Source organism: Microbacterium psychrotolerans, from assembly GCF_031085295.1.
GTDB classification, from domain to species: domain Bacteria; phylum Actinomycetota; class Actinomycetes; order Actinomycetales; family Microbacteriaceae; genus Microbacterium; species Microbacterium psychrotolerans.
On record NZ_JAVFWO010000003.1, the window covers coordinates 428,574 to 441,516 of the forward strand.

Sequence of the window (12,943 nt, forward strand, 5' to 3'; positions counted from 1 at the left end):
CCGGCTGTGAAGGGTCTTCGGTGCGGGTGGGGAATCGGATGGGATGCCGCGGGCCTCTCGGTGACCGTTGCAGAGCGGACTCTAGCTGATGGCCGCCTGTCGCATCGCCGGTTTGCAACGGCATCGCCGGACAGGGTGGACTTGAGCAATGCCCACGACCGACGACCTCGCGGATGATCTGGCGACGGCCGTACGCGGTGCCGACGTCTTCGCCGTCTACCAGCCGCAGGTGTCGCTGGAGAGCGGGTCGATCGTGGCCGCTGAGGCACTGTGCCGCTGGCGGCACCCGCGGCTCGGTGACATCGATCCCGCGACGATGATCGGTGTCGCAGAACGCAGCGGCGCGATCCATGCGCTCGGCCGGAGGATGCTCGACGATTGTCTCGACACGCTTGCCGGGTGGCGCGAGACGGGCCGCGACTGGGCCGTCGCCGTCAACGTCTCGCCGATGCAGTTCTCGGACGAATCCTTCGCACATCACGTCGCCGCCGAACTCGGGCGGCGTGAGTTCGCCCCTGGGGCGCTCGTCCTCGAGCTGACGCAGGACTCCCACCCGGTCGATGAACGCGTCGTGCTGCCGCAGCTGCGGATGCTCCGCGAGGTCGGAGCGGAGATCTCTCTGGCAGGATACGGCGCGAGCTCGTCGTCGCTGGATCATCTTCGGAGTGCGCCCTTGACGGAGGTGAAGCTCCCGGGAGAGCTGGTGCGGTCGGCAGCGGGACCCGCATTGGATGCGCTGCGCGACAGCGTCCAGGTCGCGCACGCACACGGGCTGCGAGTGGTCGCCGAAGGGATCGAGACTCTGAGCCATCTCGACATCGCGGTGCAGCTCGGCTGCGATCGTGCGCAGGGCTTCCTCATCCGGCATCCGGATTCGGAGATCGTGTTCCCGTAGGCGTCGCGAGCTCGAGGGGCGACGAGAACAGGTCAGCCGCCCGCTCGCTCGCTCGGCTTCGCGATGACCCGAGAGGAATCGCCATGCGAGCATGCGCGCTCTACGGCCTCGGCACGGTGTTGTCCAGTCCCTGCTCCCTGCCGCACCGCCCTGGCAGGCTGAGCGCATGCGAGAAGGAGATGCGATGAAGCAGCGCACGCTGGCGGGACGACAGGTTTCGGCGATCGGGCTCGGGGCCATGCCGCTGTCGATGAACAACGACAAGGAGTATCCGTCGTTCGAGGATGCCGTGGCCACTGTGCACGCCGCGCTCGACGCCGGCGTCACCCTCATCGACACCGCCGACATCTACGCGCCGGACGGTGAGGAGATGGGGCACAACGAGCGCATCGTCGCCGAGGCGCTGCGCACCTGGGACGGCGACGCGTCGAGCATCTTCGTCGCGACGAAGGGCGGGATCAGGCTCGGCGAAGGCGGCGTCAAGGGCCGTGACGGGTCGGAGGCGTATCTGCGCTCGGCGGTCGAGAAGTCGCTCGACATCCTCGGTGTCGACCAGATCGAGCTGTACCAGTACCACCGCCCCGACCGCTCGCGCGTGTACGCCGACATCATCGCGGGTCTGAAGACGCTGCAGGACGACGGCCTCGTTCGTGCGGTCGGAATCTCGAACGCGAGCGTCGAAGAGATCCAGATCGCGATCGATGTGCTCGGCGAGGGCAACCTCGCCAGCGTGCAGAACGAGTTCTCGCCGAAGCATCCGGGAAGCATCGACGAGCTGCGCTTCTGCGGCGAGCGCGACATCGCGTTCCTGCCCTGGAGTCCGCTGGGTGGCACCGGCGGGGGAGCGCGCCGGGTCGGCGATCGGTTCTCGGCGTTCCGCGAGGTGGGCGAGGCGCACGGTGTCAGTCCGCAGCAGGCGGTGCTCGCCTGGGAACTGGCGCTGGGGTCGCACGTCATTCCGATTCCGGGCGCGCGGCGCGCGGCATCCATCACCGACTCGGCTCAGGCGGCGAACCTCGAGCTCAGCGCCGACGAGGTCACCCGCCTGTCGGAGTCGGTGGGGATCTTCGACGACTGAGCCGGCGGCGGCTCGTCGTCGCAATGACGCGACCGCCGGCGCGCTCATCCTCGGCGCGATGGGCCTGCGGTACACGGAAACGGGGGGCGTCGGAGCCGCTGAGCGCGATCGACCTGTCACGCCGGAGTCGAGGGCGGGCGTCGGCGAATCGGGCGCGAGGGGCGTTGTGGAGGAGGCGTCGGCTCGGAGCGTTCCGACTCGCTCGCTGCTCGCTCGCTCCCCGATCGTGGATCGAGAGTCTGTCGTCTCGTGCGCTCCTCGCTCCGCGACCGAGGAGTTCGGAGGGTTTCGACCCGCTCGCGGACAACTGCGTCGGGAGGGACTGCCATCGGTGGGTCGGAGGCCGGGGGAGACGCCATCTGGGTCGGAACAGTCGCGGCCGGCTGCTTCTTGATCAGCTCCGCCACAGCGATCGGGATACTGCCGACTGCGGCGGTGACGAGCGCGGTGATCGCAACCGTCCGCGCCGATTCGACGCCCAGCGCGTAGGCGAGAACGGACGGGACGATGGCGGTGAGAATCGCGGCCATCGCCAGCGCGAGGAACCTGTTGAACTGCGTGAACAGCCAGAAGCCGAACAGGACAGCCAGTGACATTCCGAGGGGAAGCAGTGCCGTGCCGAGCAGCATCCAGCCGCTCCACACCGCGAGGCGTTCGGGCGGCCATTCCGAGATAGCGAGCCCGCCTACCCACTGCAGGAGCAGGAGCGGGACGCAGACCAGCGCGGCGCCCAGCGCGAGGAAGAAGACCAGCTGCACGACCAGAGCGCGGACGCTGGAGATGTAGAGCGGGCGTATCTCGACGGTCGGCAGGAAGACTGCTCCCGCGTGGCTCTTGAGTGCGGCGTACGCCTCCGTCGCGCGCATCGCCTCACTTGCCTCGTCCATCCGTGCGCGATCGTCATCGGAGATGAGCAGCGCTTCCGTCTGGGTGAGGATCTGCTCGTCGGGGTCGAGCACCGTCACCTGACGCAGCATCACGGTCATCAGCGCGAAGGACAGCCCCGACACCATCAAGCCGCCGACCAGCGTGGCCTGCAGGAGGATCAGCGCGTCGTTGCGAATCAGTGCATCGGAAAGCAGCAGGAACGCCAGGGAGAAGTACAGCAGCACCGGCACGACCAGAATGTCGCTGAGGCTGCGCCTCTTGAGGCCGATGATGCCGAGCAGTCCGGACTTCAGAGCCGTGGCGAATGTCGTCCCGCCGACCGAGGCGTTGCGAATCTGATCCCAGGCGTCTGGCCACCCCTCGTCGCCGTACTTCGCGACGTACTGTCGCTTCAGGGTGTCGTGGAACACCATCTCGTCGCTGGTGCCGATGGCGCGCATCAGCGCTTCCCCCTCGGCATCGAACGTGAACGTCAGTCCACCGATGCACCGCAGCAGGAACTTGAACTGCGAGAGCGGCATCAGCTCGAGGTCCTTGAAGGCCGGCCGGCCGCTCAGCCTCCGCAGAACGCCCGGCCGCCGCACAACGGTCAGCGAGACCGCGCGCAAGACCTCGATCAGCACGACCGTCACCACGACGAAGATCGCCTCGAGCCAGAATGGCTTGCCGACACGCCAGGCCGTCGTCACAGCGATACTCAGGCCGATCTCGCTGGCGAAGATCCACAGGATGCGGGGCAACGGGGCGAGGAACAGCAGATAGACGACGCCTGCGGCATAGGTCGTCACGTTGAGTGCCGTCCAAGGATCGTTCAGCCGAAGATCCGGGGGAGTCGCTGACGTCACAGCATCCCCCTCCGTGCCGCACGTTCCGGCGGTCCACGACTCGGGCAACACCGCCGATTACGCGAATGATATGGCGCATTCCGCCGGCCTACCAGGGGGCGCGTGCGCGGGTCTAGCCGAAGACGGCGATAAGAAGCAGCGCCACGAGGGGAGCGAGGATCGCCCCGAGGATCACGTGCCACACCCGCGGACGGCGGCGCTTCAGTGGCAGCAGCAGGTACGCGCCTTCGAGAGCAAACCCGGCGAAGAAAACCCCCAGCACAACTCCGCGGGAGAATCCTGCGCGGCCCTCAACCACTGCCATCGTCTCGTTCCACCCCAACAGCCAGGACGCTGCCGCAGTGGCCGTCAGCGCGAGCGCCAACACGACCCGCAGCGCTGGCGATTCCCATACCGCCACCGCGACGCGGCCGATAGCTGCGATGGACCGCGTGCGAAAACCCGGCCGTACGTCGTCAGTCGAGGCATCCGGTGCCCAGAGGCGCAACTGCGCCAGGAACCGGTGCCTGCGCAGGTACATCGAGCGGGGGAGGAACGGGCTCGACTTCAGCGCCAGCGGCGATAGCGCGGTCCACTGATCGGCCGAGCCTGGCAGGACCCAGCGAACCATGGGCCGTTCGAGATCCCATCGCTCGATCTCGAGCACCGCGGTACGCGGAATGCGGTGACTGCGGAACAGCCCCACGACGCGCAGCGTCTCGGAGTCGTACGAGATCCGCATCATCGCGGACCGAGCCATCATCCAGAGCCCGGCTGCGGCCAATGCGGCGGAAAGAACGAGCAGCCAGGTCGTGCCGGCCTCGACTGCAGCCAGTGCCAGTGCGACGCCGCCGCCCGCCAGAACGGCACTTGCCAGGAGGTTCATGATCGTCATTCCGCGTTCGGGTCGGAATACCGTGGAAGCTGCCAACGAGTCGCCTTTCTGCGGGGCCCCGCGACATCATCCCAGAGCCGGAGACGGATACTGCGCCACCGGCGTTCTTCTGTGGATGACGGCGAGAAAGGCGCGGCGGATACCGCGGGTTGCGGCATCGCCGTCTCCGTCGAATGACGACGCCCATGCCTGGAAGCGCGTCGCGTGATGTTCGGGGACGGACGCTTCACGGCGCCCGACGATCCTCCTTCGGGACGGGAGACGCGGATGCTTCGACCCGAGGTCGCGTCGCAGCGGGTTAGGGTCGGGCCCATGGCCGAGGCATCCGATCACTGGCGCGACGCCGGCATCATCATGGGCTGGAATCCGAAGCTGTGGGACCAGTGGCCTGGCACCTATGCGGGTGTCGTGGCGGGCGTCGCGACCGGGACTCCGTTCGTGACGCAGTGGTCGGTGGGGGCCCGCAAGGAGGTGGAGCCGGGGACCGACGCGTGGCTGCTACGGCAGGGCGGGTCGTACGGGCTCATCGGGCACGGCACTGTGCTGACGCAACCGTACGAGGACGTGCACTTCGCCGACCCGCGGCGCACGGCGAGCTTCGTCGACGTCGCGTTCGACGAGCTGGTCGTCGAGGCCGACCGCGTGCCGCGGGACGTGCTCGAGGTCGTCGTACCGGAGGTGGCGTGGCGGTTTCAGTTCCGCTCCGGAAACCGCGTCGCGCCCGAGTCGAACCGGCGGCTTCGCGGGCTGTGGCGCGAGGCGATGTCGGCGCTCGGGTGAGGCGCGGGCTCACGGCGCGCAGGTCTCATCCACGCCCTTGAGGTGCGTCCCGTCGCGTGGAATCGTCGAAGTCCCGAGGATGCCGCCGCGGGGGCGACCGGCGAAAGGACCGTCCGATGTCCGACGAGCAATTCCTCACCGTTCCCTCGATTCCGGGTGAGGTGAGAGACGATCGCCATCCGGGGTCGATCGAGGTGCTGAACTGGAGCTGGCTCGTCTCCCACGCGTCTTCCGGCGGGCCGGGTGGGGGAGGCAGGGTAGGCAGAGCGGAGCTGTCCGACATCATGGTGGTGCTCCGCCTCGACTCGGCCACTCCGCTCCTGTTCGACGCCTGTGCGCGCGGCAAGCGGTTCGGCGAGGCTCTGCTGTCCGTTCGCCGGCAGGGGATGATCGGCGACTATCTCACCCTGCGCCTGAGCGACGCGGTCGTGACCACCGTCAGCACCACCCATCCGGGCGACGATCCGGTCGTGCAGACCTCGCTGGGCTTCGCGTCTGTCACGATGACGCACCAGATTCCGCAGCCCGATGGCTCGCTGGGCGACCCGGTATCGGTCACCCTCGGGCAGCAGCAGGTCTGACGAGCTCTTGGGCGGATTCGGCGCGTCCGTCTCAGTCGCCGCGGCGGATGCTGACGGGCGACGAAGGAGTGCATCGAAGGCCGTTGCTCAGCGACCGCGCGAGCGTCGTCTATGACGCGTCGGCCAGCCACGCTCGCAGCTGCTCGACGACGAACGCGTGGTCGTCGGCCTGCGGCAGGCCCGAGACGCCGACCGTCCCGACGACGCCGACGCCCTCGATCGTGATCGGGAAGACGCCTCCGTGCGCCGCGTACCGGGCCGTGTCGAGGCGCGCATCGGTGTCGAAGTTCCTGCCCACGGCCCGGAATGACAGCCCGACCCCGAACGACGACCGGCTGTACCGCCGGGCGACGCGCGACTTGCGCTCCAGCCACCCGTCGTTGTCGGCACTCGAGCCGGGCAGCGCCGTGTGGAACACCCGCGCCTCGCCGAGCGTGATGCCGATGACGATCGGGAGCCCCGCCGCCGCGGCGGCCCCGCGCATCCGAGTGCCGAGAGCCCAGGCATCCGTCAGATCGAAGCGAGGGAGCACCAGCTCGGCCTCGTCGGCCTGGACGCGGGCGAGCTGGGCGGCGATGTCGTCGGTCATGGGACGAACCTACCTACTGTCCGAGGTCGGCTCGATCGATTCGCCCTCTGTGACGGGCCGGGAGCTTGGGGGGCGATCCCGGCAGCGCGGCGTTGTGGCGGGGATTCCTCCCCAGGCAGTGGTTTCGCGGGCTGATTCGATGTTGTCCACAGAACCGGCGCTGACCAGCGCTTTTGCGGCTCACGGATGTCGGAGCCCCTCGCCAGAATCGGGGTATGAACTTCCCACTCGCCGACCTCACCGGTGCCGCCGATCTGCTCGGCGACACGCTCGGTTCGGCACTCGGCAGTGAGGCGCATCGGGCCTTATCGCACCGCGAGCTGGTCGACGCCTTGGGCGTCATCGAACGGATGGGACGGATCACGGATGCCGCTCGCATCGCGTTCGGCGGTGAGGTCGGGCGACGCGCTGACTCCGAGTTCGGAGACGATGCCATCACCGCGCAGTTCGGCTGCGTGTCGGCGCAGGAACTCGTGGAGCGCGCGACATTGGTGTCGGGCGCAACGGCGCGGGCTCGGCTGCGCGATGCGAAGGCGATCACCCGCAGGGTGACGTTGACCGGGCAGACGCGTCCGGCGCCGCTCGAGCATGCGCGGGCGGCGTTGGCTTCCGGGCGGCTCAGTGCCGATGCGCTGACCACGATCGTCGACGCACTGCGACCGCTGCTCGGGCGCTGTTCGGTCGATGAGCTCGACGCTGCTGAGTTCGAGCTTGTGGGGGGCGGCGGTGGGTGCTGCCGAGGCGCCGGCCTGCGGCATCCATGAATTGAAGGTCATGGCAACCACGTGGGCGTTGTTCCTCGACCCGGATGGCACTCTCCCCGATGAGGAGTACGCAGAGCGGATGCGCGGGATCCGCGTCAGCCGGCGGTCGCGCCGCGGTCTGCGCCGGATCTATGGCGACGTCACGGACGACGTCGCGGCGCAGTTCTACCGACTCGTCGACGCGCATCTCAACCCGCGTGCGCAGGACCGCGGGCCGCGGTTCGTAGATGCTGCGTCCGAAGGGGCGCCAGACGACTGCGTGCCCGATCCGCGCACCATCGATCAGAAGCGGCACGATGCGTTCGCGTCCATCCTGTCCGCAGCGGCGCGCGCGGCAGAGACTCCGACCCTAGGCGGTGCCGCGCCGACCCTGATCGTCACGGCCATGGAGCAGGATCTGGCTGAGCCGAACGGTGTCGCGTTCGTCGAGAGCGCCGCCGGGCCGGTGGCGGTTCCGGCGTCGCTCGCCCGGCACATCGGCTGCCACGGGACGATCCACCGGCTCACCGTTTCGGCGAACGGCGCGATCAAGGCACTCCAGGTCGAGGACCGTGTTCAACCACTGGCAGCGCAAGGCGATCGGCGCCCGCGACGGTGGCTGTGTCATCCCGGGCTGCGCCGTAGCCGCCGCCTGGTGCGAGGTGCCACGTCATCGACTGGGCGAAGGGCGGCCCGACCTCCGTCGACAACGGCGTTCTGCTCTGTTGGCTCATCATCGCGGCATCGAGACCAGCGGATGGGAGATCCGCATGGTCGACGGCATGCCGCAGGTGCGACCACCCGGCTGGGTCGACCCGCAACGACGCTGGCGAGAGCCCAACCGGCTCCTGCTCGCTGAACTCAGGCGTGCGAGGTCCGCGTAGGAGGCTCCCACGCTCACGTCGTTCCGCGACCCGGCCGGAGGGGGAGGTCGGGCTGCGTGGCGAGTGCCTGCGCCGGCAATTGCCGCTCGCGCGCCCAGCGCCCGCTACGCCGGCAGCCGCCGCTCGCGCGCCAGCGCCCGCTCGGGCGGAAGCGGCGGCGCGGGCGCGTCCAGGGCGCGCAGCATCCGCTCGAGAGTCTCGCGCAACTGCTCGCGTGCGGGCGAACCCAAGTCCGTCGTGTACTCGACACCGGCAGGGATCCACGAGAGCCCGTACATCGTCTCGCGGAAGTCGCCACCGCCGACCGGCCACCGCGTGTGCGCGTCGTCCTCGGCGGTCGCGCCCTGGCCCCACTGGCCGAAGTAGTCGCGCATCGCCTCGAGCGGCAGCTCCATCACCGCGTCCGCCTCCACAGACTGACGCACCCACGATCGCGCCACGAAGATGAACTCCTCGATCTGCTCGGGCGTGAGCGGCTTCGGCTCGAACAGCACACGCGTGTGCTCGACCGAAGCCAGACGGTCGACGCGGAACGTGCGCCAGTCCTCCTTCTCGATGTCCCAGCAGAGCAGGTACCAGTGCCGGTCGGCCGGTGCCAGGGCGTGCGGTTCGACGCGGCGGTGCGTGACCTCGCCGGATGCCGCCGTATAGATGAAGCGCACGCGCTCGTGGTCGCGGGTGGCGAGGGCGAGCTCGCCGAGCACCTCGCCCGAGACCGCCGCGCCGGCGTTGAGGCCTGCCGGCTGCACGGCTTCGGCCAGCGCGGTGACGCGGCGGCGCAGCGGAGCCGGGAGCACCTGCTCGAGCTTCGCAAGCGCCGTGATGGTCGTTTCGGGACCGCTGACGAGGCGCTGCGATGCGGCGACGCGCAGACCGATCGCCATGGCCACGGCCTCCTCGTCCGTGAGCAGCAGCGGCGGCACCGCGCTGCCGGCCTCGAGGCGGTAGCCGCCGGCGGCGCCCGGCGACGACTCGATGCGATAGCCGAGATCGCGCAGCCGCTCGACGTCGCGCCGGACGGTGCGCTCGGTCACGCCCAGGCGATCCGCCAGCTCGGAGCCCGGCCAGTGCCGGTGCGTCTGGAGCAGGTTCAGCAGCGAGAGGGCGCGCGTCGTCGTATCGGACATGACTCAAGATTGCCCTAGATTGCGGACCGGAACTGTCCGCATTCGTTCCTAGCTTGAGGTCATGGCGAACGAATCGATCATCCAAGCGCAGGGACTCACCAAGCGTTTCACCGTGAAAGGCAAGACGGTCGAGGCCGTCACCGACCTCACGTTCGAGGTGGCGCGCGGCGAACTCGTCGCGTTCCTCGGACCCAACGGCGCCGGCAAATCGACGAGCCTGCGCATGCTCACGACCCTCATTCCCCCGACGGCGGGCACGGCGAGGGTCGTCGGCTTCGACATCCTGAAGCAGCCGGCCGACGTCCGCGCCCGCATCGGGTACGTCGGCCAGCTCACGAGCGGCAGTTTCTCGCAGCGCGCGCGTGACGAACTGCTGAGTCAGGGGGCGTTCTACGGCATGTCGAAGGCCGCGGCGCGCGCGCGTGCCGACGAGCTCATCGAGTCGCTGGACCTCGCCGGCTTCGCGACGCGGTCGGTGCAGCAGCTGTCGGGCGGGCAGAAGCGCCGGCTCGACATCGCGCTCGGCCTTATGCACGCGCCGCCGCTCCTCTTCCTCGACGAGCCGTCGACCGGACTCGACCCGCAGAGCCGCGCCAACCTGTGGCAGCACATCATCGACCTGCGCGCGCAGCACGGCACCACGGTCTTCCTCACCACGCACTACCTCGAGGAGGCCGACCGCTACGCCGAACGCGTCATGGTCATGGACCGCGGCCGCGTGATCGCCGACGACACCGCAACGCGGCTCAAGGCCGAGCTCGCAGGCGACGTGCTCACGTTCGGCTTCGCGACGCAGGCGGATGCCGCAGCCGCGGTCGCCGTCGTTCAGGGGCTGACCGATCGCGAGGTGCGCCGGACGGCGGGAGATGCGGCCGAGGACGCCGCGCAGACGTTCGTGACGGTCACGGCACCCGAGGGCGATGCGCTGCTGCCCGCGGCCGTCCGCGCGCTGGACGCCGCGGGACTCGCCGTCCGCACCGCGACCGGCGTTCCGCCGACGCTGGACGACGTCTTCCTCGCCCTCACCGGCCGCACGCTGCGCGAGGCGGGCGAGGGCGAGGGCGAGCCCGATGAGGACGCAGACAAGAGTGCAGGCGCCGCGGACGCGGCATCCCGAACCGCCGAACCCGCGGCCGAGAAGACAGGAGCGAACCGATGACCGCCCAGACCCAGACCCAGACCCGGCCCGACACCGCGGTGCGGGCGAACCCGGCGCGCGATACGTGGAACGTGCTCACGCGCGAGCTGAAGCCGGTCGTGCGCGACCCGTTCACGCTGATCTTCAGCCTGGTGCAGCCGCTGGTGTTCCTGGGGCTCTTCGCACCGCTCCTCGTGGGTTCGTCGGGCCAGCCGGTGGGGGAGACCCTGCAGTGGTTCGTACCCGGCGTGCTCGTGATGATCGTGCTGTTCGGCACCGGGGCGACCGGCTCGAACCTGCAGTACGAGATGATGACGGGCTCGCACGAGCGCACCCTGGTCGCGCCTCTCGCGCGCTCGTCGCTGCTGGTCGGTCGCGCGCTGAAGGAGATCGCGCCGATCGTCGTGCAGGCACTCATCATCGTGCTCATCGCGTGGCCGTTCGGCTTCACGATCAACGTGCCGGGGCTGGTGATCGGGCTCGCCCTGCTCGCGGTGTTCGGCATCGGGCTCGGGGCGCTGTCGTACACGCTGGCGCTGAAGACCAAGGATCGCGAGTGGCTGTTCTGGGGCGTGCAGCAGACGCTCATCTTCCCGCTGCTGATCCTGTCGGGCATGCTGCTGCCCCTCGACGATGCGCCCGCGTGGATGCGCGCGGTCGCCACCGTCAACCCGATCAACTGGGTCGTGCAGGCGGAGCGGGCGCTGTTCGCCGGCGACCTCGGGAACATCACCGTCCTCTGGGGCTGGGTCGCGGCGGTCGCCCTCGCAATCCTCGGCCTGGCCGTCGGCATCCGCGCCATGCGCAAGAGCAGCTGAGTCGCACCCGGCGCCGGCGACCCGGTCGTTGAGCGCGCGAAACGAGACGAAACGCCCCGGACCGTCGCGGAACGTCCGGGGCGTTTCGTCGCGCGCTAGAGCGCGCTCTGCTCCACGACCGGAAGCCCGACGGGGACGGGAGCCGTCTCGGCGCGGGCGAGTGCTACCCGGTCTCCGCCGGCCATCTTCGCCTCGTACATGGCGTGGTCGGCCGCGCGGATGAGCTGATCCATCACCGGGGCGCCGTCGTTCCCGACCGTGACCACGCCGACACTCGCCGTGATCGACAGCACGCTCGGAAGCTCGTCGTACGGCTCGGCGATCGAGGCGCGGATGCGGTCGGCGAGAACTGCGGCGTCGCCCACGCTGTCCACCGCCGCGACCGCGATGAACTCGTCTCCGCCGAACCGGCCGAGCACGTCCGTCTCGCGGATCACACCGCGTAGACGCTGACCGATCTCGCGCAGCAGCGCGTCTCCGGCGGCGTGACCGAGGAGATCGTTGACGGCCTTGAAGCCATCGAGATCGATGAAGATGACGGTCAGCGCGGAGTACCCCTGGAGTATGGTGCGCGTGACGTCTTCCTCGATCAGCCGCCGGTTCGGCAGCCCGGTCACCTCATCGTGCATCGCTGCGCGGCGAAGCGTGTCTTCAAGACGGATGCGCGCGATCGCCTGCGCCGCTTGATTCGAGAGCGCTTCGGCGAGCGGCACCGCCTCTTCGTCGAACTCCCGGGGGTGATCGAAGAAGCAGATCATCGAACCGACCGCGTCGCCATGGGACCGCATCGGTGAGGCGATCGCTGCGTGGACTCCGCCCGCACGATAGATGTCGCTCACGCCAACCCCCGGGAGGTGCGAGTCGGCCTCGTCGGGGGAACGCACGATCAGGACTTCTCCGCCGAGCATGGTCACCGTCCCGGCGGGCCGGAGACCCGTCGGCCAGTGCGCGGCGAGGGGATTCACCCCGGCGGCGTGGAAGAGGCCTTCTGCACCCGCCAGCTGCACGCTGACCGCGCTCGCCGCGAACGCCCGCTTCGCCACATCCACCAGCAGCTCTGCCGCATCGATCTCGGTTCTGACGTTGCCGAAGCCGACCGCAGCGTTCAGGAGGATCTGCAGCCGCTGCCGACCACGTTCGGTCTTCGCCTCTGCGCCCTGGAACCCGAGACTGAAGGCGGACCGCGTCGACACGTCGTAGACGGCGAGGCGTTCGACCCCGCACTGGTCTTGGCCGAGAGAGCCGACGACGACGGGGCGGACGACTCCCGACACGCCGTGCAGGGTGGCATCGGTGGGGCGCTGTCCGTCAGCGCCGGCCAGCGGCATCCGCAGGGTCAGCAGCGTTTCAAGCGGCCGCCCGATGACCGCCTCGCGGTCGCAGTCGAGCCACGTCAGGACCTGGGGGTTGGCGTCGAGGATCACGGAGTGCCGATCGACGGCGATCAGTCCGCAGACGGCGAGACCTAACACGGAATGCTCGCGTCGCGGAGGGTCGAACGGGAGCAGCAGCCGATCGGAGTTCTTCGGTCGGTCACGAGTGCCTCCTAGCTTCAGCGCCGAGGCGGTGAGGGGTGGCGAGACGGCGTGGGGGGTCGGGTCGGCCATTGGGCCCAACTTACCCGATGCTTCGCGAACTTAACTAGAATTCTTGAATATTAGATCGGTTAGCTATATTGCAATCGGACTGGCTGAGGGAGAATG

Annotated in this window: 13 protein-coding genes; 8 read left to right on the forward strand and 5 right to left on the reverse strand. The window is 69.1% G+C overall.

Translation table 11 applies throughout. The annotated features are described in order from the left end of the window. The first annotated feature begins 148 nt into the window (after positions 1-148). Positions 149-895, forward strand: a complete 747-nt coding sequence (locus Q9R08_RS11040; RefSeq protein WP_308868056.1) for an EAL domain-containing protein — start codon at positions 149-151, stop codon at positions 893-895. Between the two features lie 184 nt (positions 896-1,079). Beyond that, positions 1,080-1,973 carry an aldo/keto reductase gene (locus tag Q9R08_RS11045; protein WP_308868057.1) on the forward strand — a complete coding sequence of 298 codons (894 nt, stop codon included), beginning with the start codon at positions 1,080-1,082 and terminating at the stop codon, positions 1,971-1,973. Positions 1,974-2,089: 116 nt separating this feature from the next. Here the strand turns inward: Q9R08_RS11045 and Q9R08_RS11050 are convergent, their stop codons facing one another. Together Q9R08_RS11050 and Q9R08_RS11055 are read right to left on the reverse strand one after the other, a co-directional pair. Next, the gene (locus tag Q9R08_RS11050; protein WP_308868058.1) at positions 2,090-3,649 is read right to left on the reverse strand and encodes a hypothetical protein; all 1,560 of its coding nucleotides are present in this window, start codon (positions 3,647-3,649) and stop codon (positions 2,090-2,092) included. A gap of 169 nt (positions 3,650-3,818) precedes the next feature. After that, positions 3,819-4,580 carry a hypothetical protein gene (locus Q9R08_RS11055; RefSeq protein ID WP_308868059.1) on the reverse strand — a complete coding sequence of 254 codons (762 nt, stop codon included), beginning with the start codon at positions 4,578-4,580 and terminating at the stop codon, positions 3,819-3,821. A 312-nt stretch (positions 4,581-4,892) separates the two neighbouring features. On the opposite strand from Q9R08_RS11055, the gene Q9R08_RS11060 reads away from it, so the two are divergent. Further along, complete coding sequence (locus tag Q9R08_RS11060; RefSeq protein ID WP_308868060.1) at positions 4,893-5,360, forward strand: hypothetical protein; 468 nt, start codon at positions 4,893-4,895, stop codon at positions 5,358-5,360. 116 nt (positions 5,361-5,476) lie between these two features. Further along, positions 5,477-5,941 carry an Hcp family type VI secretion system effector gene (locus tag Q9R08_RS11065; RefSeq protein WP_308868061.1) on the forward strand — a complete coding sequence of 155 codons (465 nt, stop codon included), beginning with the start codon at positions 5,477-5,479 and terminating at the stop codon, positions 5,939-5,941. Between the two features lie 109 nt (positions 5,942-6,050). Here the strand turns inward: Q9R08_RS11065 and Q9R08_RS11070 are convergent, their stop codons facing one another. Further along, positions 6,051-6,530 carry a heme-degrading domain-containing protein gene (locus tag Q9R08_RS11070; RefSeq protein WP_308868063.1) on the reverse strand — a complete coding sequence of 160 codons (480 nt, stop codon included), beginning with the start codon at positions 6,528-6,530 and terminating at the stop codon, positions 6,051-6,053. A 215-nt stretch (positions 6,531-6,745) separates the two neighbouring features. Here Q9R08_RS11070 and Q9R08_RS11075 point away from each other — a divergent pair, with 215 nt between their 5' ends. Together Q9R08_RS11075 and Q9R08_RS11080 are read left to right on the forward strand one after the other, a co-directional pair. Beyond that, a complete protein-coding gene (locus tag Q9R08_RS11075; protein WP_308868064.1) occupies positions 6,746-7,294 on the forward strand; it encodes a hypothetical protein in 549 nt (182 codons plus the stop codon). Continuing rightward, positions 7,215-8,132 carry a DUF222 domain-containing protein gene (locus Q9R08_RS11080; RefSeq protein ID WP_308868065.1) on the forward strand — a complete coding sequence of 306 codons (918 nt, stop codon included), beginning with the start codon at positions 7,215-7,217 and terminating at the stop codon, positions 8,130-8,132. Before Q9R08_RS11075 ends, Q9R08_RS11080 begins: the two co-directional genes overlap by 80 nt. Positions 8,133-8,261: 129 nt before the next feature. Here Q9R08_RS11080 and Q9R08_RS11085 read toward each other — a convergent pair whose 3' ends face one another. After that, positions 8,262-9,284, reverse strand: coding sequence for a helix-turn-helix transcriptional regulator (locus Q9R08_RS11085; RefSeq protein WP_308868067.1), 1,023 nt, complete (start codon positions 9,282-9,284; stop codon positions 8,262-8,264). 61 nt (positions 9,285-9,345) lie between these two features. Here Q9R08_RS11085 and Q9R08_RS11090 point away from each other — a divergent pair, with 61 nt between their 5' ends. Together Q9R08_RS11090 and Q9R08_RS11095 are read left to right on the forward strand one after the other, a co-directional pair. Continuing rightward, positions 9,346-10,443, forward strand: coding sequence for an ABC transporter ATP-binding protein (locus Q9R08_RS11090; RefSeq protein WP_308868068.1), 1,098 nt, complete (start codon positions 9,346-9,348; stop codon positions 10,441-10,443). Next, a complete protein-coding gene (locus Q9R08_RS11095) occupies positions 10,440-11,240 on the forward strand; it encodes an ABC transporter permease (RefSeq protein ID WP_308868069.1) in 801 nt (266 codons plus the stop codon). Before Q9R08_RS11090 ends, Q9R08_RS11095 begins: the two co-directional genes overlap by 4 nt. 95 nt (positions 11,241-11,335) lie before the next feature. Here the strand turns inward: Q9R08_RS11095 and Q9R08_RS11100 are convergent, their stop codons facing one another. Next, on the reverse strand, positions 11,336-12,847 hold the full coding sequence (locus Q9R08_RS11100) for a diguanylate cyclase (RefSeq protein ID WP_308868070.1): 1,512 nt from the start codon (positions 12,845-12,847) through the stop codon (positions 11,336-11,338). Positions 12,848-12,943 lie beyond the last annotated feature (96 nt).

Coding starts and splice junctions, on each gene's coding strand:
- Q9R08_RS11040 (WP_308868056.1), top strand. CDS start 149: ATGCCCACGACCGACGACCTCGCGGATGATCTGGCGACGGCCGTACGC.
- Q9R08_RS11045 (WP_308868057.1), top strand. CDS start 1,080: ATGAAGCAGCGCACGCTGGCGGGACGACAGGTTTCGGCGATCGGGCTC.
- Q9R08_RS11055 (WP_308868059.1), bottom strand. CDS start 4,580: ATGACGATCATGAACCTCCTGGCAAGTGCCGTTCTGGCGGGCGGCGGC.
- Q9R08_RS11060 (WP_308868060.1), top strand. CDS start 4,893: ATGGCCGAGGCATCCGATCACTGGCGCGACGCCGGCATCATCATGGGC.
- Q9R08_RS11065 (WP_308868061.1), top strand. CDS start 5,477: ATGTCCGACGAGCAATTCCTCACCGTTCCCTCGATTCCGGGTGAGGTG.
- Q9R08_RS11070 (WP_308868063.1), bottom strand. CDS start 6,530: ATGACCGACGACATCGCCGCCCAGCTCGCCCGCGTCCAGGCCGACGAG.
- Q9R08_RS11075 (WP_308868064.1), top strand. CDS start 6,746: ATGAACTTCCCACTCGCCGACCTCACCGGTGCCGCCGATCTGCTCGGC.
- Q9R08_RS11080 (WP_308868065.1), top strand. CDS start 7,215: ATGAGCTCGACGCTGCTGAGTTCGAGCTTGTGGGGGGCGGCGGTGGGT.
- Q9R08_RS11085 (WP_308868067.1), bottom strand. CDS start 9,284: ATGTCCGATACGACGACGCGCGCCCTCTCGCTGCTGAACCTGCTCCAG.
- Q9R08_RS11090 (WP_308868068.1), top strand. CDS start 9,346: ATGGCGAACGAATCGATCATCCAAGCGCAGGGACTCACCAAGCGTTTC.
- Q9R08_RS11095 (WP_308868069.1), top strand. CDS start 10,440: ATGACCGCCCAGACCCAGACCCAGACCCGGCCCGACACCGCGGTGCGG.
- Q9R08_RS11100 (WP_308868070.1), bottom strand. CDS start 12,847: ATGGCCGACCCGACCCCCCACGCCGTCTCGCCACCCCTCACCGCCTCG.